The organism is Streptococcus sp. Marseille-Q3604 (assembly GCF_916619785.1).
In the GTDB taxonomy this organism is placed as follows: Bacteria; Bacillota; Bacilli; order Lactobacillales; family Streptococcaceae; genus Streptococcus.
Map to the genome: position 1 here is coordinate 946,468 of NZ_CAKAKM010000002.1, position 24,660 is coordinate 971,127.

General features: G+C 40.3%; 28 protein-coding genes and 1 tRNA gene. 24 read left to right on the forward strand and 5 right to left on the reverse strand.

All coding sequences use genetic code 11. From position 1 onward, the window contains the following. The first annotated feature begins 18 nt into the window (after positions 1 to 18). The 15 genes from LG375_RS09225 (at position 19) to LG375_RS09290 (ending at position 11,365) form a co-directional block, all read left to right on the forward strand. Positions 19 to 546, forward strand: coding sequence for a YqeG family HAD IIIA-type phosphatase (locus tag LG375_RS09225; RefSeq protein ID WP_002891674.1), 528 nt, complete (start codon positions 19 to 21; stop codon positions 544 to 546). Beyond that, positions 546 to 1,664: a ribosome biogenesis GTPase YqeH gene (gene yqeH / locus LG375_RS09230; RefSeq protein WP_049546030.1), complete on the forward strand. Its 1,119-nt coding sequence runs from the start codon at positions 546 to 548 to the stop codon at positions 1,662 to 1,664. The genes LG375_RS09225 and yqeH overlap by 1 nt, the downstream gene beginning before the upstream one ends. Positions 1,665 to 1,901: 237 nt before the next feature. Next, positions 1,902 to 2,219 (forward strand): ribosome assembly RNA-binding protein YhbY, encoded by a 318-nt coding sequence (gene yhbY, locus LG375_RS09235; RefSeq protein ID WP_002884193.1) that lies wholly within the window; start codon positions 1,902 to 1,904, stop codon positions 2,217 to 2,219. Between the two features lie 107 nt (positions 2,220 to 2,326). Then, the gene (locus tag LG375_RS09240) at positions 2,327 to 2,959 is read left to right on the forward strand and encodes a nicotinate-nucleotide adenylyltransferase (RefSeq protein WP_002884372.1); all 633 of its coding nucleotides are present in this window, start codon (positions 2,327 to 2,329) and stop codon (positions 2,957 to 2,959) included. Next, positions 2,956 to 3,546: a bis(5'-nucleosyl)-tetraphosphatase (symmetrical) YqeK gene (gene yqeK, locus LG375_RS09245; RefSeq protein WP_225745684.1), complete on the forward strand. Its 591-nt coding sequence runs from the start codon at positions 2,956 to 2,958 to the stop codon at positions 3,544 to 3,546. The genes LG375_RS09240 and yqeK overlap by 4 nt, the downstream gene beginning before the upstream one ends. A 22-nt stretch (positions 3,547 to 3,568) precedes the next feature. Next, positions 3,569 to 3,922 (forward strand): ribosome silencing factor, encoded by a 354-nt coding sequence (gene rsfS / locus LG375_RS09250; protein WP_014632696.1) that lies wholly within the window; start codon positions 3,569 to 3,571, stop codon positions 3,920 to 3,922. Between the two features lie 204 nt (positions 3,923 to 4,126). Beyond that, positions 4,127 to 4,867: a class I SAM-dependent DNA methyltransferase gene (locus LG375_RS09255; protein ID WP_013991077.1), complete on the forward strand. Its 741-nt coding sequence runs from the start codon at positions 4,127 to 4,129 to the stop codon at positions 4,865 to 4,867. Positions 4,868 to 4,873: 6 nt separating this feature from the next. Then, on the forward strand, positions 4,874 to 5,965 hold the full coding sequence (locus tag LG375_RS09260) for a nucleotidyltransferase (RefSeq protein ID WP_225745685.1): 1,092 nt from the start codon (positions 4,874 to 4,876) through the stop codon (positions 5,963 to 5,965). A 141-nt stretch (positions 5,966 to 6,106) separates the two neighbouring features. Next, positions 6,107 to 6,361, forward strand: a complete 255-nt coding sequence (locus tag LG375_RS09265; RefSeq protein ID WP_060971904.1) for a type II toxin-antitoxin system Phd/YefM family antitoxin — start codon at positions 6,107 to 6,109, stop codon at positions 6,359 to 6,361. A 3-nt stretch (positions 6,362 to 6,364) separates the two neighbouring features. Then, the gene (locus tag LG375_RS09270) at positions 6,365 to 6,619 is read left to right on the forward strand and encodes a Txe/YoeB family addiction module toxin (protein WP_021143706.1); all 255 of its coding nucleotides are present in this window, start codon (positions 6,365 to 6,367) and stop codon (positions 6,617 to 6,619) included. 701 nt (positions 6,620 to 7,320) lie between these two features. Continuing rightward, positions 7,321 to 9,426: an AAA family ATPase gene (locus tag LG375_RS09275; protein ID WP_004183275.1), complete on the forward strand. Its 2,106-nt coding sequence runs from the start codon at positions 7,321 to 7,323 to the stop codon at positions 9,424 to 9,426. A 436-nt stretch (positions 9,427 to 9,862) separates the two neighbouring features. Next, entirely contained in the window at positions 9,863 to 9,988 is a 126-nt protein-coding gene (locus tag LG375_RS10545) for a hypothetical protein (protein WP_002884447.1), read from the forward strand. Positions 9,989 to 10,005: 17 nt separating this feature from the next. Beyond that, entirely contained in the window at positions 10,006 to 10,614 is a 609-nt protein-coding gene (locus LG375_RS09280; RefSeq protein ID WP_002884297.1) for a DUF4230 domain-containing protein, read from the forward strand. A 92-nt stretch (positions 10,615 to 10,706) separates the two neighbouring features. Further along, positions 10,707 to 11,180 carry a hypothetical protein gene (locus LG375_RS09285; RefSeq protein ID WP_225745686.1) on the forward strand — a complete coding sequence of 158 codons (474 nt, stop codon included), beginning with the start codon at positions 10,707 to 10,709 and terminating at the stop codon, positions 11,178 to 11,180. 17 nt (positions 11,181 to 11,197) lie between these two features. Continuing rightward, positions 11,198 to 11,365, forward strand: coding sequence for a hypothetical protein (locus LG375_RS09290; RefSeq protein WP_162837453.1), 168 nt, complete (start codon positions 11,198 to 11,200; stop codon positions 11,363 to 11,365). Positions 11,366 to 11,545: 180 nt separating this feature from the next. Here the strand turns inward: LG375_RS09290 and LG375_RS09295 are convergent, their stop codons facing one another. Both LG375_RS09295 and LG375_RS09300 read right to left on the reverse strand, forming a co-directional pair. After that, positions 11,546 to 11,845, reverse strand: coding sequence for a hypothetical protein (locus LG375_RS09295; protein ID WP_060972580.1), 300 nt, complete (start codon positions 11,843 to 11,845; stop codon positions 11,546 to 11,548). Next, on the reverse strand, positions 11,842 to 12,261 hold the full coding sequence (locus LG375_RS09300) for an HIT family protein (RefSeq protein WP_037599159.1): 420 nt from the start codon (positions 12,259 to 12,261) through the stop codon (positions 11,842 to 11,844). The genes LG375_RS09295 and LG375_RS09300 overlap by 4 nt, the downstream gene beginning before the upstream one ends. A 64-nt stretch (positions 12,262 to 12,325) precedes the next feature. On the opposite strand from LG375_RS09300, the gene LG375_RS09305 reads away from it, so the two are divergent. The 5 genes from LG375_RS09305 (at position 12,326) to LG375_RS09325 (ending at position 15,736) form a co-directional block, all read left to right on the forward strand. Next, positions 12,326 to 13,057, forward strand: coding sequence for an ABC transporter ATP-binding protein (locus LG375_RS09305; protein WP_070437832.1), 732 nt, complete (start codon positions 12,326 to 12,328; stop codon positions 13,055 to 13,057). Then, the gene (locus LG375_RS09310; protein ID WP_225745687.1) at positions 13,054 to 14,091 is read left to right on the forward strand and encodes an ABC transporter permease; all 1,038 of its coding nucleotides are present in this window, start codon (positions 13,054 to 13,056) and stop codon (positions 14,089 to 14,091) included. The genes LG375_RS09305 and LG375_RS09310 overlap by 4 nt, the downstream gene beginning before the upstream one ends. Before the next feature lie 57 nt (positions 14,092 to 14,148). After that, complete coding sequence (gene ccrZ, locus LG375_RS09315; RefSeq protein WP_002884270.1) at positions 14,149 to 14,940, forward strand: cell cycle regulator CcrZ; 792 nt, start codon at positions 14,149 to 14,151, stop codon at positions 14,938 to 14,940. Positions 14,941 to 14,949: 9 nt separating this feature from the next. Further along, positions 14,950 to 15,591, forward strand: coding sequence for a tRNA (guanosine(46)-N7)-methyltransferase TrmB (gene trmB / locus LG375_RS09320; RefSeq protein WP_003096317.1), 642 nt, complete (start codon positions 14,950 to 14,952; stop codon positions 15,589 to 15,591). Between the two features lie 58 nt (positions 15,592 to 15,649). Continuing rightward, positions 15,650 to 15,736 (forward strand) — tRNA-Ser (locus LG375_RS09325). 109 nt (positions 15,737 to 15,845) lie between these two features. Here LG375_RS09325 and LG375_RS09330 read toward each other — a convergent pair. Beyond that, positions 15,846 to 17,027: an NAD(P)/FAD-dependent oxidoreductase gene (locus LG375_RS09330; protein WP_225745688.1), complete on the reverse strand. Its 1,182-nt coding sequence runs from the start codon at positions 17,025 to 17,027 to the stop codon at positions 15,846 to 15,848. Positions 17,028 to 17,139: 112 nt separating this feature from the next. Here LG375_RS09330 and ilvD point away from each other — a divergent pair, with 112 nt between their 5' ends. Beyond that, positions 17,140 to 18,858 (forward strand): dihydroxy-acid dehydratase, encoded by a 1,719-nt coding sequence (gene ilvD / locus LG375_RS09335; protein ID WP_155222567.1) that lies wholly within the window; start codon positions 17,140 to 17,142, stop codon positions 18,856 to 18,858. A gap of 156 nt (positions 18,859 to 19,014) precedes the next feature. On the opposite strand, the gene LG375_RS09340 is transcribed toward ilvD, so the two are convergent. Continuing rightward, the gene (locus LG375_RS09340) at positions 19,015 to 19,374 is read right to left on the reverse strand and encodes a metal-sulfur cluster assembly factor (RefSeq protein ID WP_070839138.1); all 360 of its coding nucleotides are present in this window, start codon (positions 19,372 to 19,374) and stop codon (positions 19,015 to 19,017) included. A 503-nt stretch (positions 19,375 to 19,877) separates the two neighbouring features. On the opposite strand from LG375_RS09340, the gene LG375_RS09345 reads away from it, so the two are divergent. From LG375_RS09345 to LG375_RS09355, 3 genes are all read left to right on the forward strand, one after another. Next, positions 19,878 to 20,414: a DUF536 domain-containing protein gene (locus LG375_RS09345; RefSeq protein WP_002884601.1), complete on the forward strand. Its 537-nt coding sequence runs from the start codon at positions 19,878 to 19,880 to the stop codon at positions 20,412 to 20,414. Positions 20,415 to 20,463: 49 nt separating this feature from the next. After that, entirely contained in the window at positions 20,464 to 21,054 is a 591-nt protein-coding gene (locus tag LG375_RS09350) for a 3'-5' exonuclease (protein ID WP_211181058.1), read from the forward strand. Between the two features lie 174 nt (positions 21,055 to 21,228). After that, positions 21,229 to 21,957, forward strand: coding sequence for a MerR family transcriptional regulator (locus LG375_RS09355; RefSeq protein WP_211181059.1), 729 nt, complete (start codon positions 21,229 to 21,231; stop codon positions 21,955 to 21,957). 52 nt (positions 21,958 to 22,009) lie between these two features. Here the strand turns inward: LG375_RS09355 and LG375_RS09360 are convergent, their stop codons facing one another. Beyond that, positions 22,010 to 24,652, reverse strand: a complete 2,643-nt coding sequence (locus LG375_RS09360) for an FtsX-like permease family protein (RefSeq protein ID WP_225745689.1) — start codon at positions 24,650 to 24,652, stop codon at positions 22,010 to 22,012. Between the last annotated feature and the right edge of the window lie 8 nt (positions 24,653 to 24,660).

Below are 24,660 nucleotides of genomic sequence, written 5' to 3' on the forward strand. Positions count from 1 at the left end.
TAACATTTTGGAGAGAAAATGACTATAGACGATTATAGGCCCCATTTTATGGTGGAGGCTGTTTATGATTTGAAACCTGACCAGTTACGTGAACACGGTATTCGTGCCGTCTTGGTCGATTTGGACAATACCTTGATTGCTTGGAACAACCCTGATGGGACTCCTGAGCTACGTGCTTGGTTGGATGAGATGACAGAGGCTGATATTCCGGTAGTTGTGGTCTCTAACAATAAATATGAACGTGTTGAACGTGCGGTTGCCAATTTCCATGTGGATTTCGTGAGTCGTGCCATGAAGCCTTTCACTAAAGGCATTAATGAAGCGATTGAGCGTTACCACTTTAACCGAGACGAGGTTGTTATGGTGGGAGACCAGCTAATGACTGACATCAGAGCTAGCCACAGAGCTGGAATTCGCTCGATTTTGGTCAAGCCTTTGGTGAAATCAGATGCTTGGGTAACCAAGTTTAACCGTTGGCGTGAACGTCGCATGTGGAAAAAGATTGAAAAAGCATATGGTCCAATGACCTTCAACAAAGGAATTTAATGGAAGAATTATTTTGTATTGGGTGTGGAGCTCAAATTCAAACAGAAGATAAAGAAAAAGCAGGTTTCACACCTGCTAGCTCTATTAAAAAGGCCGAAGAAACAGGTGAGTTATACTGCCAACGCTGTTTCCGTCTTCGTCATTACAATGAGATTGTGGATGTCCACATCACAGATGATGAATTTTTAAAATTGCTTCATGAAGTTGGTGATAGTGATGCTCTCGTTGTCAATGTCGTTGATATTTTTGATTTTAATGGATCAATCATACCAGGCTTATCACGCTTTGTTTCGGGTAATGATGTGCTCTTGGTTGGAAATAAAAAGGATATCCTGCCTAAATCTGTTAAAGATGGTAAGGTAACCCAATGGTTGACAGAACGTGCCCACGAAGAAGGGATGCGTCCGGTGGATGTCATGTTGACGTCTGCCCAAAATCACCACGCCATTAAAGAGTTGATTCAACGTATTGAAAAACTCCGTAAGGGTCGTGATGTCTATGTTGTTGGTGTTACGAATGTTGGTAAATCAACCTTAATTAATGCGATTATCAAGGAAATTACAGGTGATAAAGATATTATCACGACTTCTCGTTTCCCAGGAACAACCCTTGATAAGATTGAAATTCCTCTGGATGACGGTACTTACATTTTTGACACACCAGGAATCATCCATCGCCACCAGATGGCACACTATCTGTCAGCGAAGGATCTCAAGTACGTTAGTCCTAAGAAGGAAATTAAGCCAAAAACTTACCAGTTAAATGCAGGCCAAACCCTATTCCTAGGTGGTCTTGGACGTTTTGACTTTATTGATGGGAATAAGCAAGGTTTTACAGCCTTCTTTGATAATAACTTGAAGCTTCATCGTACCAAACTTGAAGGCGCAGATGCCTTCTATGATAAGCATGTTGGAAGTCTCCTCATGCCTCCTGGGCCAAAGGATCTTGCCGATTTTCCAAAACTTGTCCGTCACGAATTCACTGTCAAAGATAAGACAGATATTGTCTTCTCAGGACTAGGATGGATTCGTGTCCAAGGAAAAGCTGACCAACCAACCATCGTTGCTGCCTGGGCACCAGAAGGCGTTGGCGTCGTCGTACGAAAAGCGATTATTTAAACTTAATAAAGTAGTTAAAAGTATAAAAGAGTCTTTTCAATGAACATGAAGTTTGCCTAGATTTACGTCATGAGCAAACGATGTGTTTTTCGCTGTGATAGTAATCCAAGTTACATTTTATGTTACTTGGATTCGGAATTTTTGAGACCCTAGGCTCAAAAATTAGCTATAAAACCGAAGGTTTGCTAGCGTCCGTATCACCTAAGAAAAACAGCAAAAAAATTAAAAGGAATAAACATGTCATTAACATCAAAACAACGTGCCTTCCTCAAATCGGAAGCACACACACTTAAACCTATTGTACAAATCGGGAAAAACGGTCTTAACGACCACATCAAAACTAGCGTTCGCAACGCCCTTGATGCCCGTGAATTGATTAAAGTAACCCTACTCCAAAATACTATGGAAGATATTCATGAGGTTGCTGAAATCTTGGAAGAAGAAATTGGTTGTGATACAGTCCTTAAGATTGGACGTATCTTGATTCTCTATAAAGAATCAGCTAAAAAAGAAAATCGTAAGTTGTCACCAAAGGTCAAAGCTATCCAAAAATAGTTACTGACTTTGCTCGATGAAGGACAAACTAAGGTATAGAAACACTTTTGAAGCATTAAAGCTAGCCTTAAGTCAGTTGTATAATGCTTGAGAAAGAGGAGGCGTACATGGCACTAGATCTCGTAACCCCATTTACAAAGGTTCAACTAGAGGAAGAAATCAAAGATACAGGCCGTAAGCAAGTGGGAATATTAGGTGGAAATTTCAATCCTGTTCATAATGCCCACTTGGTTGTTGCTGATCAGGTGCGTCAGCAGTTAGGTCTCGATGAAGTTCTTCTCATGCCTGAATATGAGCCACCTCATGTCGATAAAAAAGAGACTATTGATGAAAAACACCGTCTTAATATGCTTATGTTGGCTATTAACGGTATCGAAGGATTGGACATCGAAACCATTGAGTTGGAACGTAAGGGAATCAGCTATACTTATGACACCATGAAGCTCTTGACGGAAGCCAATCCTGATACGGATTATTACTTTATTATTGGAGCGGATATGGTCGAATACCTACCTAAGTGGCATCGTATTGATGAACTTATCGAGATGGTACAATTTGTTGGTGTTCAGCGTCCTAAGTATAAGGCTGGAACGTCTTACCCAGTTATTTGGGTGGATGTGCCCCTTATGGATATTAGTTCGAGTGCAGTTAGAGCCTACATTAAGAAGGATCGCACACCTAACTTTATGGTGCCACAGTCTGTACTTGCCTACATCAAGAAAGCGGGGCTCTATAAATGACCTATGAAAAATACCTAGACTATTCTCGTGAAGAACTTCTTGAAAAAGTTCGAGCGGTCATGAGCCCTAAACGCTTCAATCATGTTCTGGGTGTTGAGCGAGCTGCTATTGCTCTTGCTGAAAAGTACGGATATGATACTGAGAAAGCTGGCCTAGCTGGTTTGCTTCATGATTATGCCAAGGAACTTCCAGATCAGGAATTCTTGGGGCTTATTGATAAATATAAGCTTGATCCTGAATTGAAAAAATGGGGAAACAATGTCTGGCATGGCATGGTTGGGATTTACAAAATCCAAGAAGATTTGGGCTTGACTGATCCTGAGATTCTACGCAGTATTGAAATCCATACCGTCGGAAGCCATGAAATGTCAGCCCTAGATAAGATTGTCTATGTGGCTGATTATATTGAGCATAACCGTAATTTCCCTTTGGTAGAGGAAGCTAGACAAGTAGCAGAGCAATCCTTGGATAAGGCCGTTGCTTTTGAGACAGTTCATACCGTGGAACACTTGGCTCATCAGACCTTGCCGATTTTCCCGCAAACCTTGGAAACCTATAATGCTTTTGTGCATTACTTAAAAGATTAATAACAATTACTGGAGAATATCATTGACTAAAGAAGAATTACTTGAATTGGTTGTCAAAGCTGCTGATGAAAAGCGAGCTGAAGACATTGTTGCCCTTGATTTGTACGGCCTTACAAGCCTAACAGATTACTTTGTTATTTTGAGTGCAATGAATAGCCGTCAGTTGGAAGCTATTGCTGACAACATCCGTGAGAAAGTGAAAGAAGCTGGCCTTGATGCTAGTCACATGGAAGGTGACAACAAGGGTGGTTGGATTCTTTTGGATCTTAACGACGTCGTTGTTCACATCTTTACAGAAGATGAACGTGCTCACTATAACCTTGAAAAACTATGGCACGAAGCACCAATGGTGGATGTGTCAGCTTATTTGGCATAAAAATTGAACTCAGTTGGCGACAACTGGGTTTTGTTGCTTAAACTAAAGATTTAATAGGAAGGATAGAGCCTTGTGTTTAGTTGGCTTGTCAACTGAACACGAGCTAAAAGCAGTGAGAAAAAGATAAACTTTCCTTGTATCCGGCGATACGTCAGAAAGTTTCCTATTTTCTCTGTGCTTTTGACGCTCTTTGTATCTTGATTTATGGCTACTTATGAAACTTTCGCGGCGGTATACGACGCTGTTATGGATGATAGTCTTTACGATTTGTGGACGGATTTTTCCCTCCGTCATTTGCCAAAGACTAAGGATAAAAAGAAATTACTTGAATTGGCTTGTGGAACTGGAATTCAGTCTGTACGCTTTTCTCAAGCTGGTTTCGATGTAACTGGACTCGATTTGAGTGCTGATATGTTGAAGATTGCGGAGAAGCGTGCCTCTTCTGCCAAACAGAAAATTGACTTTATTGAAGGCAACATGTTGGATTTATCGCAAGCGGGCAAGTATGACTTTGTGACCTGCTACTCAGATTCAATCTGCTATATGCAGGATGAAGTTGAGGTTGGGGACGTCTTCAAGGAAGTTTACAATGCTCTTAATGAGGATGGCGTCTTCATCTTTGATGTGCATTCAACCTATCAGACGGATGAAGTGTTCCCGGGCTATTCCTACCATGAAAATGCAGAAGACTTTGCTATGCTCTGGGATACCTATGAGGATGCGGCTCCGCATTCTATTGTCCATGAATTAACTTTCTTTGTCCAAGAGGAAGATGGAAGCTTTAGCCGTCATGATGAGGTCCATGAGGAACGCACCTATGAGGTCTTGACTTATGATATCTTGCTGGAGCAGGCTGGCTTCAAATCCTTCAAACTTTACGCTGATTTCGAGGACAAGGAACCGACTGAAACTAGTGCCCGTTGGTTCTTTGTGGCCCAAAAATAAGAGCCTATGACAGTTACAGGTATTATTGCTGAGTTCAATCCTTTTCATAACGGCCACAAGTATCTCTTGGATCAGGCTGAAGGCGTAAAAATCGTTGCCATGTCCGGGAATTTTGTCCAGCGAGGTGAGCCAGCTATTGTGGATAAGTGGATTAGGACTCAGATGGCTTTGGAAAATGGGGCAGACCTCGTGGTTGAGTTGCCTTTCTTGACGTCAGTCCAGTCTGCCGATTATTTTGCTGCTGGGGCCGTCCATATCTTGTCCCGACTGGGGATTGATAGCCTTACTTTTGGCACGGAAGAAGTCCTAGATTACCAGGCAATAGCAAATGTCTATGCTGAAAAGTCAGAGGACATGGAAGCCTTTGTGGAAAACTTGCCGAGTGACCTATCTTATCCACAGAAGACACAAAAAATGTGGGAAAAGTTTGCTGGTGTAGCCTTTACTGGCAATACACCCAATCATATCCTAGGCTTAGCCTATGCCAAAGCTTGTGCTGGTAAGGGTATTAAGTTGAATCCTATCCAGAGACAAGGAGCCGGCTATCATTCCTCAGATAAGGAAGTATCTTTCGCCTCAGCGACCAGCCTACGTCTCCACAAGCAAGATAGTGATTTTGTGGATAAGTTCATGCCCGATAGTAAACTTTTTCAGACATCTCCACAGGTCTCTTGGGATAATTATTTCCAATTGCTGGTTTATCAGATTCTTACAAACCCCGATTTGACTAGTATTTTCCAAGTGAATGAAGAGATTGCTAGACGTTTAAAAGCTGCTATCCGTGAGATTTCTTCTGTGGAGGAACTAGTGGATAAGGTAGCAACTAAACGCTATACAAAGGCTCGTGTACGTCGTATTTTGACCTATATCCTTGTCGGAGCTGTGGACAACCCTCTGCCTGAATCCATTCATGTCCTTGGATTTTCTCAAAAAGGGCAGTCTCATCTTAAATCTGTGAAAAAGACTGTGGATATAGTGGCTCGGATTGGAAGGGAACCTTGGGATATGCTTACACAACGAGCGGATAATGTTTATCAATTAGGTAACCCCGAGCTTTGCGAACAAAACTTTGGACGTGTACCTATTAGAGTAAAATAGTTTTATAGAAGGTCTACCTCTGGTAGGCTTTTTAAATCTTTTTTCGAATAAATATTGTAGAAAGTATAAACTTGTCAGGAACTTGTACAAGTTTATACTTTTGGTATATAATAAAAGAAAAGAGGAAAATGAGGTATGCTAATGGAAGCAGTCGTCTATTCAACGTTTCGAAATCATTTGAAGGATTATATGAAAAAGGTTAATGATGAATTTGAACCTCTAGCTGTAGTCAATAAAAATCCTGATGAAGATATTGTAGTGGTCTCAAAGAGTGAGTGGGATAGCATTCAAGAAACATTGCGTATTGTTCAAAATAAAGAACTATCAGACAAGGTTTTAAGAGGAATGGCTCAGGTACGCGCTGGAGAGACTCAAGAGCATGCACTAAAGGAGTAGAAAATGTTACTCACTTTCACTGAAGATGCATGGATGGATTATTGTTATTGGCAAAATCAGGATAGGAAGACACTTAAGCGAATCAATAAGCTGATTAAAGACATTCAACGGGATCCTTTTTCAGGTATTGGGAAACCAGAACCCTTGAAGTATGACTTTCAAGGAGCTTGGTCTCGGCGAATTGATGCTGAAAATCGTTTGATTTATATGATTGATGGTAAGAGTGTCGCCTTTCTCTCTTTTAAAGATCATTATTAGGTCTACCTTTGGTAGGCTTTTTTACTTTCCGTAAATTATTTTCCAAAAGGTCAAAAAAGATCAAACAAAACTATTGACCTATACTGACTAATGGTGTATGATAATCTCATAAGGATTTAGCTTCCTTATAAATCTTGCAGTGCTTGCCTAAATACTTGTCATAAAGTTATTTTGGTTTGACTGCAAAAAAGTTTATGACAAAGGTCAAAAAAAGTCAAAAAACTATTGACTATTACTGACCAATGTTGTACAATATAGACATAAGGAAATGAAATCCTTATGAAGGCTGTGTCAATAGCCCATATACCAATAAAAAGGATTGCAGCTAGTCTGCAAAAATTTTCATCTGAAAGGTCAGTAAAAGTCAAAACTAAATTCTTGACCTGGTCAAATGAAAGGTATATGATAAAGCTATAAGGAAAAAGGTTTCCTTAATCTACAAGTTTCTTTCTGAAAGAGGCTTGGAAGTTAGCTATATTGAGAGATTCACAGAAAGAAGGTGGCTCTTATGCTAAATGACAATTTATTTAAGACTGTGAAAGTTCTCAGTCTCCTACCAAGAGCAAAACCTGAGATTATTAGAAGAGTAGTTGAAGCTACTAAAAATTTTTAGGGTTTTGGTCAGTAAAAGTCAAAAAACACATTAACATAAAAATAACACTTAAAAAAATTCACAAGAAAACACAAAACGAGGTAATTATATGAACAACAACTTTAACAATATGGACGATCTTTTCAATCAATTGATGGGTAACATGGGTGGTTACCGTTCAGAAAACCGTCGCTACATGATTAACGGTCGTGAAGTGACACCTGAAGAATTTGCGATTTACCGTCAAACAGGTCAATTGCCTGGTAATGAAGGTGAAGCAGTGAACCCAACTCAACAACAAGGTAAAGGACCTAAACAAGATGGTATTCTTGCTAAACTTGGTCGTAACTTGACTGAAGAAGCTCGCGAAGGTAAATTGGATCCTGTTATCGGACGTAACAAAGAAATCCAAGAAGCTTGCGAAATCTTGGCTCGCCGTACCAAGAACAACCCAGTCCTTGTCGGGGACGCTGGGGTTGGTAAAACAGCCGTAGTTGAAGGTTTGGCTCAAGCCATCGTCAATGGTGATGTCCCAGCTGCTATCAAGAACAAGGAAATCATCTCAATTGATATTTCTGGACTTGAAGCTGGTACTCAATACCGTGGTAGCTTTGAAGAAAACATTCAAAACTTGGTAAACGAAGTCAAAGAAGCTGGAAACATTATCCTCTTCTTCGATGAAATCCACCAAATTCTTGGTGCCGGAAGCACTGGCGATGGTCAAGGGTCTAAAGGTCTTGCTGATATCTTGAAACCAGCTCTTTCACGTGGTGAATTGACAGTGATTGGTGCAACAACTCAAGATGAATATCGTAACACTATCTTGAAGAACGCTGCCCTAGCTCGTCGTTTCAACGAAGTTAAGGTCAATGCTCCTTCTGCTGAAGATACTTTCAAGATTCTCCAAGGTATCCGTGATCTTTATGAAAAACACCACAATGTTATCTTGCCAGATGACGTCTTGAAAGCAGCGGTTGATTTCTCTGTACAATACATTCCACAACGTAGCTTGCCAGATAAGGCTATCGACCTTGTCGATGTAACAGCTGCTCACTTGGCTGCTCAACACCCAGTGACTGATGTGAATGCTGTTGAACATGAAATTGAAGAAGAAAAAGCTAAACAAGAAGCTGCAGCTGCCAAAGAAGACTACGAAGCAGCTCTAAACGCTAAGGTTCGTATTGAAGAACTTGAAAAGAAAATTGCTAACCATACAGCAGACCTTAAAGTCACTGCAACTGTTAACGATGTGGCTGAATCTGTAGAACGTATGACTGGTATCCCAGTATCGCAAATGGGAGCAACTGATATCGAACGTTTGAAAGATATGGGCCACCGTTTGCAAACTAAAGTTATCGGTCAAGATAAAGCCGTTGAAGCAGTGGCACGTGCCATCCGTCGTAACCGTGCAGGATTTGACGAAGGTAACCGTCCAATCGGTAGCTTCCTCTTTGTAGGACCTACTGGTGTTGGTAAAACTGAGTTGGCTAAACAATTGGCTCTTGATATGTTCGGAACCAAAGATGCCATTATCCGTTTGGACATGTCAGAATACAGCGACCGCACAGCCGTTTCTAAATTGATTGGTACAACAGCTGGTTATGTTGGTTATGATGACAATAGCAATACTTTGACAGAACGTGTTCGCCGTAACCCATACTCAATCGTTCTTCTCGACGAAATTGAAAAGGCTGACCCTCAAGTCATCACCCTTCTCCTCCAAGTTTTGGACGATGGTCGTTTGACAGATGGTCAAGGTAACACTGTAAACTTCAAGAATACTGTGATTATCGCAACTTCAAACGCAGGCTTTGGTTACGAAGCTAACTTGACAGAAGATGCTGATAAACCAGAACTTATGGATCGTTTGAAACCTTACTTCCGTCCAGAATTCCTTAACCGTTTCAATGCTGTCATCGAATTCTCACACTTGAGCAAAGAAGATCTTTCTAAGATTGTCGACCTTATGTTGGTTGAAGTTAACAAGACGCTTTCTAAGAAAGACATTGACTTGGCAGTTAGCGAAGCTGCTAAAGAATACATGACTGAAGAAGGCTACGACGAAGTCATGGGTGTTCGTCCACTCCGTCGTGTGGTTGAACAACAAATCCGTGACAAAGTCACAGACTTCCACTTGGATAACCTTGATGCTAAACACCTAGAAGCTGATATGGAAGATGGTGTCTTGGTTATCAAAGAAAAAGATGCTAAATAAAAGGCATAAAACCTCCTAATCCTATTTATGAAGCAGAGATGTTAGTAGACATCTCTGTTTTTTTCTTTTTTATTTAAGACTTTCCTTGGGTGCTACGGACGGAAGCTACTTCCTAACGGAATTCCATTTCTAAGATTTGAGCCTGGGTCTCAAATCTTCCGAGTGAGGGAAACATTATTGCTTCTCTCACTTTTAGCACAGCGGAAAGTCTTGTATTGTGTATAGCTGTGACTTTTATATTTATTCTTAAATATAAAATGAGATAAAATTGTTTAAATTATGATAATATGGTAAATAGTTAAAAATATATTCTATTTTCAAGAAAGCGTTGACAACGCATTCATATCGCTATATAATTTTTGTGTAAAATTAAATTTTAGTTAGTGATTTCTTGGGTTTAATATTACAATCTTTTGTTATTTGATAAGGAGAAATAATGTTAAAAGTAGTTTTATGGATTTTGGCTATTCTACTTCTTGTAGGAATAGCAATGTTGAACCCCCTAATTGCAGCTGGTATTGTGATTGCAGGATTGTTAATCCAGTTGTTTTTGAAGAAATGAGTTAATAGGAAAAAAGTATGAAAAAGATAATATATGGTATTTTAGCGATTTTATTAGTGATTGTCGTAGGATTCATTTTTCTTAGCGTATATAAAGGGAGTGAGTCATCTGGTAATCAAAAACCAAAGACAGAAATCATAGTAAATGTAAAATCTTTGGAAAAGGTCAGTGAGTTAGTTTTACTCAATGCATCTATTCAAAAAGTTAAGTCAATAGAAAATAATACAAAGTTATTTGGTAGTAACTTTGTAATACCTGGTTCAGAAAAGAAAGCACTCATTATTCTAAATTATACGGCAAAATTCGGTATTAAGAATGATGTAACCATTAAAGATAATGGTAATCATAATTATCAAGTTACATTACCCAAATTTGAAGTTATTGGTGTTGAATTAGATAAAGACAAACCTTATACACTCTACGATACTAGTGGAGGGATTCTTAGTTATTCGACTAAAGACATAGATACTGGTGAGGCTGTTGCAGAAGGTTTTTCAAATAAGGAACAACAAGGTTTTATAAAGGACAATAAAAAATTATTAAAGGAGTCAGCCGAGAAGTACTACTCTACAATGATTAAATCTTTGGACCACGAGGCAAAAGTGACAATTGAAACTCAAAAATAAAGGTGAGGAAAAGATATGTTAAAGTAAATTTTTAATGTTAGCGTTTATGTATTAGCGGTTTTTGGATTTATATTTACATTGTTAATATTTTTTTGGCTATTAGAGATTCTTCGAATGAAAATTCTACTAATGGCAATAATACGTCAAAAGTAGGACAAAGTATTATGGGTTCGAAAAAAACAGTAGCAAAAGCGGAAGAACTATATAGTGATAAAAATATTAAAATAACAAGAACTGGTGGAAATATTATTATTGATAACTTAACGGATAAAGAAATTAATATTGAATCAACTTTTGTAATTAACAATAGTATTGAAGCAAAGCCATTTAGTTCGTCACAATCTAGAATTAATCCGAAAGGAAAGCAGTCAGTATCTATATCAGAATTTGTTGCAGTTAATCCAGGACAGAAAGTTGAGGAATCAGACGAAAAAGCAAAAAAAGCAAAAAAAGCAAACTACTATAAGAATAAAATGAAGAGCGGTGAAAATATTGGGTGGACTGCTAATATACAGAATGGTAACTATGATACAATGAATTCATTTAGTATAAATTTTAATTACTAATTGTGAGGAGATGCAGAATGGATTTATTGGATAAACTGTTAAGTAATAAGATTGTTAATACAAATGGTTACACACGTTCAGATACTGGTACCAAAGTCCATTCCTATTTAAGGACACATCCTAAAAATCAAGGCTTAACGAAATCAGCAACACGTTCTATTATTAATGCTTTAAAAAAGAAATAGTAATTATATGAAAATAGGTTTAGTAGTGTTCTCTTTAATCTGATTAGTGGTGCCTTTTATTATTGAATGGTACTTTCTGTTGTGAAAAAAAGGAACATTGAGTGACTATTACACTATCCATAAACTTTTTATAAGTTTTCATCATTGATAAAAAAGGTAAGTAGCACAGGCTACTTACCTTTATTCTTTATCATCACCTTGATACTTTTGCAAGCGTTCTTGGATGATATTGAGTCGGGGTTCGAGGTCTTTCTTGAAGACACGTGTTTTATAGTTGAGGTCTTGCTTAATGTCAGCAAGAACAAGGTTTTGTTCCTTGATGATGTCAAGGTTGCGTTTGATATTGTCCAAATCGTAGGAGATATTTTCTCGTGATTGGTTGAGGTCTAGGATTTCCTCTTTGATGTCTTCACGTCGTTTATAGGCGTAGTAGGCACCGTAGGCGAGGGCTCCAAGAGCTAGAAAGCGTCCAATTTTCATTCTGTTACCTCTTTAGCGATGCTGTCAGCAAGGTCAGCCAGGGCAGCGAAGTCTGGTTCGTGTTCGTCAAATCCCATGTGGATACCATCGTCTGCACCGTAACGAGGAACGAGATGAATATGAGCGTGGAAGACGGTTTGTCCAGCAACTTCTTCGTTGTTATTAAGGATATTCATGCCGATTGCTCTAGTTGCTTTTTGCACGGCACGAGCAATTTTTGGAACACGGCTAAAGACAGTCTCAGCAGTCTCAGCAGACATTTCTAAGATGTTACGAACGTGCTCTTTAGGAATAACCAAGGTATGTCCTTTTGTAGCTTGTGAAATATCGAGGAAGGCTAGAACCTTGTCGTCCTCGTAGACTTTTGATGAAGGGATTTCTCCAGATATAATTTTACAGAAAATACAATTATCCATAATAACGACCTTTCCATGAGTTTTTGTTATAATAGATTATATCATACCAAAGAGAGAAAAGATAATGCTTAAATTAGAAAAGGTGACGGGTGGTTACGCTAATATTCCCGTCCTAAAAGATGTGACTTTTGAGGTGGCTGATGGCGAATTAGTTGGTCTTATCGGTCTTAATGGTGCTGGGAAATCAACAACAATTAACGAGATTATTGGTCTCTTAACACCTTATGGGGGACAGATTGCCATTGATGGGTTAACCATTCAGCAAGATTCAGCTAGCTATCGTCAGAAGATTGGTTACATCCCTGAAACGCCAAGCCTCTATGAAGAATTGACGCTTCGTGAACATTTGAAAACGGTGTTGATGGCCTATGGTCTTGATGTGACTGAAGGAATGGCACGTGCGGACAAGTACCTTAAGCTCTTTCGTTTAGATGAAAAGCTAGATTGGTTCCCGACTCAGTTTTCAAAGGGGATGAAGCAGAAGGTCATGATTATCTGTGCCTTTATTGTGAATCCAAGTCTTTTCATTGTTGATGAGCCCTTCCTAGGTTTGGATCCCTTGGCGATTTCGGACTTGATTGAGCTTTTGGCTGAGGAAAAAGCGAATGGTAAGGCGATTCTCATGTCTACCCACGTTTTGGATTCGGCTGAGAAAATGTGTGATCGCTTTGTGATTTTGCACCATGGACAGGTCTTAGCACAGGGGACTCTCGAGGAGCTCCGTCAGACTTTTGGCGACGATAGTGCTAGTCTTAACGATATCTACATGCAGTTAACTAAGGGAGAATTGTCATGATAGCTAAGCTATTTAAGGAGCGTAGCAAGCGATTCAATGCCCGCTGTGCTAAGTATAGTCGCTACGTTTTTAATGATCATTTTATCTTGGTTCTTCTCTTTCTGCTAGGCTTTGTCTTGGTTCAGTATACCCAGTTGCTGAAGCATTTTCCAAAAAATCCGTGGGCAATCATTCTTGGCTTGCTTGTGCTTTGTCTGTTATTACCTTTCTGGGGGAATATTGCGACTTATCTAGAACCTGCGGACAAGCACTACCTTTTGGTTAAGGAAGAAGAGGTACTAGACCATGTTAAGAAGGCAACAGGACGTGCTTTTAGATTTTGGTTAATAGTACAAACCCTGATTTTTATTTTGGTTATTCCTCTCTTTTTAGCCTTGGGACTTCCAGTTTGGGGAGTTATCCTTGTAGCTGTGGCTATGGCTATTCTTAAGTACTTCATTTTTCAGAAAAAGGCTCAACCTTTTTATAAGCAGTCTGGACTGAATTGGACTGAGGCTATTGCAGCGGAAAATAAGCGTCAACAATCGATTCTGAAGTTCTTTTCACTCTTTACCAATGTTAAAGGGATTACGTCGAGTGTTAAACGCCGTGCTTATTTGGATGGTATTCTCAAACGTACAAAGAAAGACAAGGAACATACTTGGTACAATCTTTACCTAAGAGCCTTCTTGCGTTCTGGGGATTACTTTGCCCTTAGTTTACGCCTGTTTGCCCTAACACTTCTAGTTATCTTTTTGGTTCCTGAAAAATGGTTGGCTATGGTGCTTGTGGTTGTTTTTGATTACCTCTTGCTCTTTCAGCTCACGGCACTTAAATCGCACTTTGCTTATCAGAGAATGGCTAACCTTATGCCAGTTGGAAAAGACATGCAGGTAAGCAATCTTAAGCGCTTGATTAGCCAGATTGTACTTGGGATGACTCTGGTACAGGCTATTTGTCTCTTCGACCTTAAGTTTAGCCTGATTTTGGTTGGAATGATGCTAGTTCTGAGCCTTGTTTACCTACCAGCCAAGCTTAAGAAGATGATTGACTAACACCTATTAAATAAGTTAAAATAGAAACGAATGACTAAAGAAAAAGGAGATGCCTAGGTGACATCAACAGATAAAGATTTGAGCCTGACTCCTCTCAAAGGAAATAGTGGTAAGGCCTATATGGGAACTTACCCAAACGGAGATCGCGTCTTTGTGAAGATGAATACAACACCAATCTTGGCAGCTCTTGCCAAGGAACAGATTGCACCACAGCTCTTGTGGGCTAAGCGTCTGGGAAATGGTGACATGATGAGTGCACAGGAGTGGCTTGATGGTCGTATTTTGACCAAACATGACATGAACAGTAAACAGATTATCCAAATTCTTGGTAATTTGCACCGCTCTAAACACTTGGTTAATCAACTCTTGCAGTTGGATTATCATATTGAAAATCCTTTCGATCTTCTACACGAGTGGGAGGAAAATGCCGCTTACCAATTGCGTGAAAATGGCTTCCTTCAAGACGTTGTTAGAGATTTGAAACGTCATCTTCCAGAGTTTCGTGCGGAAATTGCAACAATTGTTCACGGAGATGCTCGTCATAGTAACTTTGTCATCACAACCTCAGGATTGATTTATTTGGTTGATTGGGATTCTGTACGTCTAACAGATCGTATGTATGATGTGGCGCAGATCCTCAGCCATTACATTCCATTGGCACATTGGCCACAGTGGTTGTCATACTATGGCTATAAGAACAACGACCTTGTGATGGACAAGATTTATTGGTATGGGCAGTTTTCATATTTGACACAGATTTCAAAATTCTTTGATAGTCGTGATATGGAACATGCCAACCGAGAAATTTATGAACTTCGTAAATTCAGAGAGACCTTGCACAGATATTAGAAAGTAGACATGCGAGTTAGAAAACGTAAAGGTGCAGAGGAACACCTAGCTAACCATCCTCAGTACGTTATCCTTGAGCCGGAGGCTGCTAAAGGTAAGTGGCATGAGCTTTTTGGTAATGACAATCCTATCCATATCGAGGTAGGATCTGGTAAAGGGGCCTTCATTACTGGTATGGCCCAACAAAACCCTGACATCAACTACATTGGTATTGATATTCAGCTGTCTGTATTGAGCTATGCCTTGGATAAGGTTTTGGCTTCGGGTGCTGAAAATGTCAAACTCTTGCGCGTGGATGGTTCAGCCTTGACCAATTATTTTGAAGATGGCGAAGTGGATATGATGTATCTGAATTTCTCAGATCCATGGCCTAAGAGTCGCCACGAGAAACGTCGTTTGACATACAAGACTTTCCTAGATACTTATAAGCAAATTTTGCCTGAAAATGGAGAGATTCACTTTAAGACAGACAATCGTGGACTTTTTGAATACAGTTTGGCGAGCTTTTCACAGTATGGAATGGTTCTCAACAAAGTTTGGTTGGACCTTCATGCCAGTGATTATGAAGGCAACGTCATGACTGAATACGAGCGTAAGTTCTCAGAAAAAGGTCAGGTCATCTATCGAGTAGAGGCCCAGTTTAAAGATTAACTCTTGAAAACTTGATTAAAAATAACGATTAGCCTATTGATGGCTAATCGTTTGATGTGGAGAGGTCGCATAGAGGCCGAGTGCGCACGCTTGGAAAGCGTGTAGTCCTTAACGGGGCTCGGGGGTTCGAATCCCCTCCTCTCCTTTGAGAAATAGACAAAGTGTCCCTTCCGTTTTAGAAGGGACACTTTTTAGGTATAGTAATAAAAAAGAAGATGGTTTTAACAGCTTTTTATGATAGGAGGACTCAATCCTTAGTCCCAAGGCCTCTGAATCCCTGCTACCCAACCAGTACAGAGGGCGCTAGTAATGTTAAAGCCACCAGTATGGGCATTGATGTCAAGGACCTCTCCTGCAAAGTGTAGGTGAGGGACTTTTTTACTTTCTAGAGTCTTGGGATTAATTTCCTTAAGGTCAACGCCACCTTTAGTCACAAAGGATTTGGCAAGTGACATTTTACCTGTGATTGGAATTTCCATGCCCTTAAGCTGACTGATAATGTTTTCTAAGTCTTTGGGATGCAGTTGTTTAACCTTGCTATCAGCCTTGTCTTCTGCTAGGAATTCAGCGACACGCTCAGGCACTAGACCTTTGAGAGTATTTTTAACAGATTTCTCGCGATTCTCCTCAAAGTAGATTTTGAGATTTTCTTGGCTTTGGTTAGGAAGAAAATCTAGATGGGCTATCTCACCACCCTTGACAAAACTGGAAAGACGTAGGGCAGCTGGGCCAGATAGGCCAAAATGGGTGAAGAGAAGGTCATGGGTAATCTTGTGCTTGCCATAGGACAGAGTGACATCATCAAGAGAAATTCCTTGTAAGGCCTTGTGGGGGAAGTCGGTTAGGAGTGGACTTTCCGCAGCTTCAAGATCAGTGACCTGGAGCTTAAAATGGCGGGCAATATCATGTCCAAAACCAGTTGAACCAGTCGATGGATAAGATTTTCCTCCAGTTGTAACGATGAGTTTATCACTGGTAAAAGTCTGGTCCGAAGACTTAACTTGGAATTGCTCATCAACCTTTTTGACGGAGACAACTTCTGTATTGGTGAGGATGCTAGCACCAAGTTCCTGAATCTTATTTTCCAGAGCTTGGATGATGGTCCGTGATTTATCTGTCTTAGGGAAGACACGTCCGTGATCCTCAACCTTTAGTTTGACACCATTGTCCTCGAAAAAAGCAATGATATCGTGGTTATCAAATTGTGAAAAGACGCTATAGAGGAAACGGCCATTACCTGGAATACCTGCTAGAAGATCGTCTAAAGTCCCGTTGTTAGTAACATTACAACGTCCACCACCAGTACTAGCCAGCTTCTTTCCGAGACGTTTATTTTTTTCAATTAGAAGGGTTTGTTGGCCGTAGAAGGCTGAGGCAATGGTCGCCATCATGCCAGCAGGCCCCCCACCAATAACGATAGTATCAAAATGTTTCATGCCTTTATTTTAGCATAATTTAAAAAGGGAGAATAGTTTGTAAATGGTCAGTTTTTTTAGATAATTTATGTTAGAATAGGAGTAGAAGTTTAAATTAGAATAGTTATTAACTATGGAGGAAAATATCGTGTCTGAAAATAACATGAAACACCGTTCATCTGTCTACGATAGTATGGTTAAATCACCTAACCGTGCCATGCTTCGTGCGACTGGGATGACGGATGATAGTTTTGAAAAGCCTATTGTTGGGGTTATCTCAACTTGGGCTGAGAACACACCATGTAATATCCACTTGCACGGTTTTGGTCAAATTGCCAAAGAAGGTGTTAAAGACGCGGGTGCTTGGCCAGTTCAATTTGGTACGATTACTGTTGCAGATGGTATTGCCATGGGGACACCAGGAATGCGTTTCTCATTGACATCTCGTGATATCATCGCTGACTCAATCGAAGCAGCTATGGGTGGTCACAACGTCGATGCCTTTGTTGCTATTGGTGGATGTGATAAGAACATGCCTGGTTCTATGATTGCCATTGCTAACATGGATATTCCAGCGATTTTTGCCTATGGTGGTACCATTGCACCAGGTAACCTTAACGGTAAGGATATCGACTTGGTTTCTGTTTTCGAAGGTATCGGTAAATGGAACCACGGTGATATGACCGCAGAAGAGGTTAAAGATCTTGAATGTAATGCCTGCCCTGGCCCTGGTGGTTGTGGTGGTATGTATACTGCCAACACAATGGCGACAGCAATCGAAGTAATGGGGATGAGCCTTCCAGGATCATCATCTCACCCTGCAGAATCAGCTGAGAAGAAAGCAGATATCGAAGAAGCAGGTCGTGTAGTTGTTAAGATGCTTGAACTAGGTCTTAAGCCATCAGATATCTTGACACGTGAAGCCTTTGAAGATGCCATCACTGTCACAATGGCACTTGGTGGTTCAACAAATGCGACACTTCACTTGCTTGCTATTGCTCATGCAGCTAACGTTGATTTGACACTTGAAGATTTCAACGATTTCCAAGAGCGTGTGCCTCACTTGGCTGACTTGAAACCTTCAGGTCAATATGTCTTCCAAGATCTTTACAATGTTGGTGGTGTACCAGCCGTTATGAAATACCTTCTTAAGAATGGTTTCCTTCACGGTGATCGTATCACATGTACTGGTAAGACTGTTGCAGAAAACTTGGAGGCCTTCGATGATTTGACACCAGGTCAAAAAGTCATCATGCCGCTTGAAAATCCTAAACGTGCTGATGGTCCATTGATTATCTTGAAAGGTAACTTGGCTCCAGAAGGTGCGGTTGCCAAAGTATCAGGGGTTAAAGTTCGTAACATCACTGGTCCTGCTAAAGTATTTGACTCAGAAGAAGATGCCATCGAAGCAGTTCTTTCTGATGAAATCGTTGATGGCGATGTAGTTGTTGTACGTTTTGTAGGTCCTAAGGGTGGTCCTGGTATGCCAGAAATGTTGTCATTGTCTTCAATGATCGTTGGTAAAGGTCAAGGGGACAAGGTTGCCCTCTTGACAGATGGACGTTTCTCAGGTGGTACTTACGGACTCGTTGTTGGTCACATTGCTCCTGAAGCTCAGGTTGGTGGACCTATTGCCTACCTCCGTACAGGTGATATGGTTACAGTTGACCAAGATACCAAAGAAATTACGATGCACGTTTCAGACGAAGAGTTGGCGAAACGTAAAGCGGAAACTGAGTTGCCACCACTTTATAGCCGTGGTGTCCTCGGTAAATACGCTCACATCGTTTCTTCAGCGTCACGTGGTGCCGTTACCGACTTCTGGAATATGGATAAATCAGGTAAAGCCTAATGAAATGATATCAACAAAATCACACCGGACATTTGTTCGATGTGATTTTTTGATATTAATTTCTAAGACAGTTGTTGGCAGTGTGATGACAAGTAATGGTTTGTCTGTTGTTACTCTAGTAAAAAACCGGTTGGAAATGTCCAACCGGTTTTCCTTTTATTTTCCGCCTCGAGGTGAGATACCAAGAGCGATACGTCCATAACGACTGATGCGTGTCATCTTCCAGACCGGTGAATAAGTGGTTTCCACCTTGACAGAGTTAATACCGTCAATGGATTTTAGCTTTTCAGCGATTTCATAAGGCATAGTCTCTTCACAGCCACAACCAGTATCAGTAAAGGTCATAAGGAAGTAGCAGTGGCCATTTTCATCGACAGTGATTTCATAAATCAAACCAAGGTTGTAAATGTCTAGCTCAATCTCAGAATCGAATACAGTGGTCATTTGTTCGACGATTGGCTCTAAGAAGGGCTGGGCCAAATCATTGACCTTAATATCATCACGGAAGTTTTTCATAGGACTCGTTCTTTCTATTTTGCTTTTGTTTATTATGGCATAATTTAGGGCTTTTTTCAATCTCGGATGGCAATATGAGGCTTTAGTATGCGAGTAAAGTAACAATAAAAAAACTCCAACAGTCAAACCGTTGAAGATAATGTGATTTATGCTTCAATATCAAGTCGTTTTGCAACCAAGGTTGCTCGAATACCATCAAAAATTGGAGCAAGAATGAAAATCCCAAACCTTGTGGAATTGTTCCCACCATTCCTAGATACAACAGATCTGATACCGACCAAACCCAATTTGGAAGTACCGATTGTTTAAGTCAAAGACTTTCCTTCTATATACATTTATACCCACACATAGTTTACCAAAAGCTTAGCTTCCTATCAAGTAAATTGTTTGAAGAGTGAAAGGAAAAAAGTCCTTCAGGTATCCAGAATAACTAGTCAAATTGACAGAAAGGAGTGATTGTGATATTCTCATAGTAAGACATTTCAAGAGAAAATGAGGCTATTATGAGTATTGAAAAGACAGTCAGCGAGATTGCTGAAATCCTTGGTGTTAGTCGTCAAGCAGTCAATAATCGTGTCAAACAACTTCCAGAAGAAGATCTAGAAAAAAATGCTAAAGGGGTTACTGTCGTTAAACGCAGTGGCTTAATTAAGTTGGAGGAAATTTACAAGAAAACCATCTTTGACGATGAGCCAATCGATGAAGAAACAAAACAACGTGAGTTGCTGGAGATTCTTGTAGACGAGAAAAACTCTGAGATTGCCCGTCTCTATGCTCAGTTGAAGGCTAAGGACGAGCAGTTGTCTAACATGGATGACCAATTGCGTGTCAAAGACGTTCAAATCGCCGAAAAGGACAAGCAAATCGATCAACAGCAACAATTGACCTTGACTGCTATGAAGGACAAGGAAGAGCTTAAACTGGAACTTGATGAGGCTAAGGTTGAGGTTGACGAAGCCAAGGCCCAAGTGGAAGAAATCCAGACCAAACAAGAAGAAGCTTCTAAAAAAGGTTTCTTTGGACGTCTATTTGGAAAATAAAAAAGAAGCTGGGACTCAGTCTCAGCTTTAACTATTGTAGGAGATAAAGATGGAAAATGTAGAAACTTATATTGCCTTTGATTTGGAATTCAACACGGTGGATGGCGTTAGCCATATCATCCAGGTGTCAGCTGTTAAGATGGACCGGCATGAGGAAGTGGGACAGTTTGACTCTTTCGTCTATTCGGATGTTCCTTTGCAGTCCTTTATCAATGGTTTGACAGGGATTACAGCTGATAAGATTGCCAAGGCACCGAAATTAGAGTCCGTTCTAGCGGATTTTAAGGCATTTGTTGGTGATACACCACTTATCGGTTACAATGCCCTTAAGTCGGATTTGCCTATTCTAGCTGAAAATGGTTTAGATTTGGAAGAGCAATATGCTTTAGATGTTTTCGATGAGGCCTTTGACCGTCGTGCTTCTGATTTGAACGGTATTGTTAACCTCAAGTTGACTAGTGTGGCAGATTTCTTTGGAATCAAGGGACACGGTCATAACAGCTTGGAGGATGCTCGTATGACCGCACAGATTTACGAGAAGTTTCTCGAATTAGATGAGAATGCCAAACTTTTGGAGCAACAGGAAGAAGTCAGTAACAATCCTTTTGCTGCCTTAGGTTTGGGTGGCCTTTTCGACTAGGGCTTTACAGAAGCTGTAAAGGGTGTAAAGAGTGATAGCTAACTTTTTCTGTAAGAAAAGAAAATCCTCTAGGGTTAGGGCTTGCATATTACCTTGCGTTATAAGGTAGAATCTAGGTATCAAGGGTGGCCAAAGTCCTCCTTTGATAGAAAATCTTAAAAGGAGGTGACTGAGATGTCGCAGTTTTCAACAGGAGAGTTGGCTAAGGCAGCAGAAGTGTCTGTTAGGACTGTCCAGTACTATGATCAACGTGGTATTTTGACGCCATCTGAAGTCACAGAAGGTGGTCGGAGAATCTACCACGACTCAGATTTGGAACGCCTGCAAGTCATTTGTTTCTTAAGAGATTTGGATTTCTCAATTAATCAAATCAAAAAACTCTTGCAAGAGGAGAATAGGGAACAGGTTTTAGAGCTTTTGTTGACAGATCAAATCGAGAGCTTGGAAAAGTCTTCAGAGGAAATAGAGGTCAAACTAAAACGTGCCCGTCACTTGCAAAAAGCAACTGCTAAACGACATCAACTTTCGTTGGAAGATTTGTCAGACATTTCACGTCTTATGGAAAATCAAAAATCATGGCGTCATTTGCAGTTGAGAATATTTGGGAGCATCAGTCTAGCGAGTCTTCTTTATATCATAGCCCTACTGATAGTCATTTATTATTTTAAGGATCCTAGAGGTTTGTTTGTTGTCTGTCCTGCTTATATTATAGTAGTGAATTTAGTGATGTTTCACTATAGAAAGCAGTTTGAATACCTTTGTCCTAATTGTCATAGGACCTTTGATCCAAGTTTTAAAGAATTTGCCATTGCCGGACATACACCAAGGACTCGTAAGTTGACTTGTCCTCATTGTCATGTAAAGACCTACTGTTTGGAGTTGGCTAAGACTAAAACGAAATAAATTTATCGAATATAAAAAAACGCTTGAGAATTACTTCTCAGGCGTTTTTAGCTTATTCAACTGAACTTAGAGCTTCGAGCATATTAAGCTTGGCTAGGCGGTTATTAACAACGAAGCCAAGGATAATAAGAATGAAGCCGATAAGAACAGCTGGTAGAAGGTAAGTAGCCAATCCGATCGATGGATCAAACATGATACGATCTGGCGGAATGATGCTTACCATATATTGGTGGAGTGCTTGTCCAAGACCAAACCCTACGAAGATACCGATGATAGACAGGTAAATAGTTTCACGATAGATGTAGAGGGATACTTCATTATTGTAGAAACCAAGAACCTTAACGGTTGAAAGTTCGTGGATACGTTCTGAAACGTTGATGTTAGTTAGGTTATAGAGAACAACCACAGCAAGGAGAATGGAAACCGTAATCAAAATACCAATAACCTGTGTCAATGAATTGACCATAGTGCTGATTTGCAGTTTAAGGTTATTGTTTTGAACAACACCGTAAACATTTGGCAAGTTGATGAATTTGGCTGCCATATTTTCAACATTTTGCTTAGTTGGTTCAGCGAGAGTAACAAGGTTGGCATTATTCACTGAAGGTGTCCCAAAAGCTTTTTGGTAGTAGCTAGCATTCATAAAGAGAAAATGCCCCATGTACATTTCAGTGATACCAGCTATCTTAATCTTGACAGATTCATCCTGACTGTTTTGCACAGTAATGGTATCTCCGACCTTGAGGTTTAGAAGTTTTGCCATTTTTTCAGAGATAATTGCTCCGTCATTAGATAGCCTTAGAGTCTTATTGCGGTCTCGGTCATGTAAGCTAACGTAACTGTCAATGAGTTTTTCGTCACGGTCGTTAAAGACAAGGGTTGAGATTTCTTGGGTGTCCTTATTGGTACCGGCAATTTTTTGCAAGGTTTCAAAATGGACATTCAAGTATTCTTTGACGTCTTTGCCATCGAGGAGTTTAGTGAGTTCCTCATCCAGAGCACTTGACGCATTTGGTTGCTTGGCAACAATCATATCATAGTGAATGATGTCTTCAAACTGTTGCTGGTTAAGGTTAGATACAGAAGATCGAATTCCTAAACCTGCGAAGAGAAGTGCAATAGAACCTGCGACACCAAAGAGGGTCATAAACATCCGTTGCTTATAGCGGAAAATATTACGCATGGTAACTTTTTCCGTAAAGCTGAGACGTTTCCAAAGCGGTGTGATGCGCTCTAGGACAATCTTAGCTCCTGCTCGAGGTGGTTTTGGAAGGAGGAGTTGGGAAGGTTTTTCCCAGAGCTCTTTCTTGGCGACCACAAAGGCAGGTAGCACAGCAGATAAGAGACCTAAAAGGAAGGCCACAAGGGTAAGTCCTAAGTAGAAGTGCAATTCAAAAGCAGGAAGCTGCAAATCGCTCTTATAAGTGTTGTGAATTAGAATCGGAAGTAGTGTATGACCGGTAATAACACCTGCGGTTGTACCAGTAATACTCGTTATCAAACCATAAATGACGAATTTATGGATAATTCGCGAATTACTGTAGCCTAGGGCGTTGAAAATACCAGCCTTACCACGCTCTTCTTCAACAAAGCGTCCCATGGTTACAAAGGTAACCAAAGCTGCCATAAAGTAGAGAGCGACAGGGAAGATGTTACTCACATCGTGAATGATGTTAATATTACTTTCATAAGCAACATATCCCTCGGAACCCGGAATCTCTCGACGCGAGTAGAATTGATAGCTGGGCGCTGGTAAATTATCAACCATTGCTTGACTTTCTTCGAGTTCTTTTTGCTTGGCTTCAATCTTGGTAGTAGCTTCTTTGACACTAGCAGCTTCAGCAGCGTTGCTTGTAGCCATTTGCTGGGTCTGTGCGAGAGCTGTTTCAAGTTCTTGTTTAGCTTGAGTAATTTGAGCTTGAGACTGAGACTTGATCTCAGTTAGGCGTTTCTCAGGTTCATCTTTAAAGAGTTTCTTAAGTTCAGCCTTTCGTTCAGAAATCTTATTTGCGTATTCCTCACTAAAAGGACTAACATTTTCCAAATCCTTGTAGCGGATGCGGGCAATCATGTAATCATTAGAGGTGAAGTCCGTCTCTGGCACAATGGCGTAGCCATCTAGTTTCCCCGTACCAGCGCTGGCATTACCAAGACGGTTCCTAGAGAGAAGTTCAGAGGAATTAACAAAACCAGTAATGGTATATGTTTGTTCCTTTAACTGTTTTTGCCCTGAGCTATCTACTGGCTCAGAAAAGTTAATCTTATCTCCGACGCTATATTCCTCTTTATAAGTTGAGGAAAGAGCGATTTCCCCGTCCTTGGTAGGAAGTTTCCCCTCAATAAGGTCGTAAGTGGAGATTTTCTTAGGTTTAGAGAAGATACGAAATGCCGTATTCGTCCCCTTGACGACAGCATCTTTGAAATAACCATACTCGATGTCTACATTCTTCTTTTTAATTGTATTGAGAAGGTCCTGATCGGTTTGGTTGATACTGTAAGTGCTGATTAAGCTCAAGTCAGCTGTTTGATGCGTCTTGAAGAAGTGTTCCCCAGTTTTCTTCATATTAGGAGAAGTTACTTTAAGACCAATCAAGGCAAAGGATCCCAGTGCCATAAGTAAGGCAATCGAGAGCATACGCCCTTTAGAAGCTACAAAGGTTCGCCAAACATCTTTCCAATAAGTTGTTTTTTTCATGACGTTGC

Excerpts from the sequence above, each read along its gene's own strand:
- LG375_RS09225 (WP_002891674.1), top strand. The coding sequence starts at position 19 with ATGACTATAGACGATTATAGGCCCCATTTTATGGTGGAGGCTGTTTAT.
- yqeH (WP_049546030.1), top strand. The coding sequence starts at position 546 with ATGGAAGAATTATTTTGTATTGGGTGTGGAGCTCAAATTCAAACAGAA.
- yhbY (WP_002884193.1), top strand. The coding sequence starts at position 1,902 with ATGTCATTAACATCAAAACAACGTGCCTTCCTCAAATCGGAAGCACAC.
- LG375_RS09240 (WP_002884372.1), top strand. The coding sequence starts at position 2,327 with ATGGCACTAGATCTCGTAACCCCATTTACAAAGGTTCAACTAGAGGAA.
- yqeK (WP_225745684.1), top strand. The coding sequence starts at position 2,956 with ATGACCTATGAAAAATACCTAGACTATTCTCGTGAAGAACTTCTTGAA.
- LG375_RS09255 (WP_013991077.1), top strand. The coding sequence starts at position 4,127 with ATGGCTACTTATGAAACTTTCGCGGCGGTATACGACGCTGTTATGGAT.
- LG375_RS09260 (WP_225745685.1), top strand. The coding sequence starts at position 4,874 with ATGACAGTTACAGGTATTATTGCTGAGTTCAATCCTTTTCATAACGGC.
- LG375_RS09265 (WP_060971904.1), top strand. The coding sequence starts at position 6,107 with ATGGAAGCAGTCGTCTATTCAACGTTTCGAAATCATTTGAAGGATTAT.
- LG375_RS09270 (WP_021143706.1), top strand. The coding sequence starts at position 6,365 with ATGTTACTCACTTTCACTGAAGATGCATGGATGGATTATTGTTATTGG.
- LG375_RS09275 (WP_004183275.1), top strand. The coding sequence starts at position 7,321 with ATGAACAACAACTTTAACAATATGGACGATCTTTTCAATCAATTGATG.
- LG375_RS10545 (WP_002884447.1), top strand. The coding sequence starts at position 9,863 with ATGTTAAAAGTAGTTTTATGGATTTTGGCTATTCTACTTCTTGTAGGA.
- LG375_RS09280 (WP_002884297.1), top strand. The coding sequence starts at position 10,006 with ATGAAAAAGATAATATATGGTATTTTAGCGATTTTATTAGTGATTGTC.
- LG375_RS09290 (WP_162837453.1), top strand. The coding sequence starts at position 11,198 with ATGGATTTATTGGATAAACTGTTAAGTAATAAGATTGTTAATACAAAT.
- LG375_RS09295 (WP_060972580.1), bottom strand. The coding sequence starts at position 11,845 with ATGAAAATTGGACGCTTTCTAGCTCTTGGAGCCCTCGCCTACGGTGCC.
- LG375_RS09300 (WP_037599159.1), bottom strand. The coding sequence starts at position 12,261 with ATGGATAATTGTATTTTCTGTAAAATTATATCTGGAGAAATCCCTTCA.
- LG375_RS09305 (WP_070437832.1), top strand. The coding sequence starts at position 12,326 with ATGCTTAAATTAGAAAAGGTGACGGGTGGTTACGCTAATATTCCCGTC.
- LG375_RS09310 (WP_225745687.1), top strand. The coding sequence starts at position 13,054 with ATGATAGCTAAGCTATTTAAGGAGCGTAGCAAGCGATTCAATGCCCGC.
- trmB (WP_003096317.1), top strand. The coding sequence starts at position 14,950 with ATGCGAGTTAGAAAACGTAAAGGTGCAGAGGAACACCTAGCTAACCAT.
- LG375_RS09330 (WP_225745688.1), bottom strand. The coding sequence starts at position 17,027 with ATGAAACATTTTGATACTATCGTTATTGGTGGGGGGCCTGCTGGCATG.
- ilvD (WP_155222567.1), top strand. The coding sequence starts at position 17,140 with ATGGAGGAAAATATCGTGTCTGAAAATAACATGAAACACCGTTCATCT.
- LG375_RS09340 (WP_070839138.1), bottom strand. The coding sequence starts at position 19,374 with ATGAAAAACTTCCGTGATGATATTAAGGTCAATGATTTGGCCCAGCCC.
- LG375_RS09345 (WP_002884601.1), top strand. The coding sequence starts at position 19,878 with ATGAGTATTGAAAAGACAGTCAGCGAGATTGCTGAAATCCTTGGTGTT.
- LG375_RS09350 (WP_211181058.1), top strand. The coding sequence starts at position 20,464 with ATGGAAAATGTAGAAACTTATATTGCCTTTGATTTGGAATTCAACACG.
- LG375_RS09355 (WP_211181059.1), top strand. The coding sequence starts at position 21,229 with ATGTCGCAGTTTTCAACAGGAGAGTTGGCTAAGGCAGCAGAAGTGTCT.
- LG375_RS09360 (WP_225745689.1), bottom strand. The coding sequence starts at position 24,652 with ATGAAAAAAACAACTTATTGGAAAGATGTTTGGCGAACCTTTGTAGCT.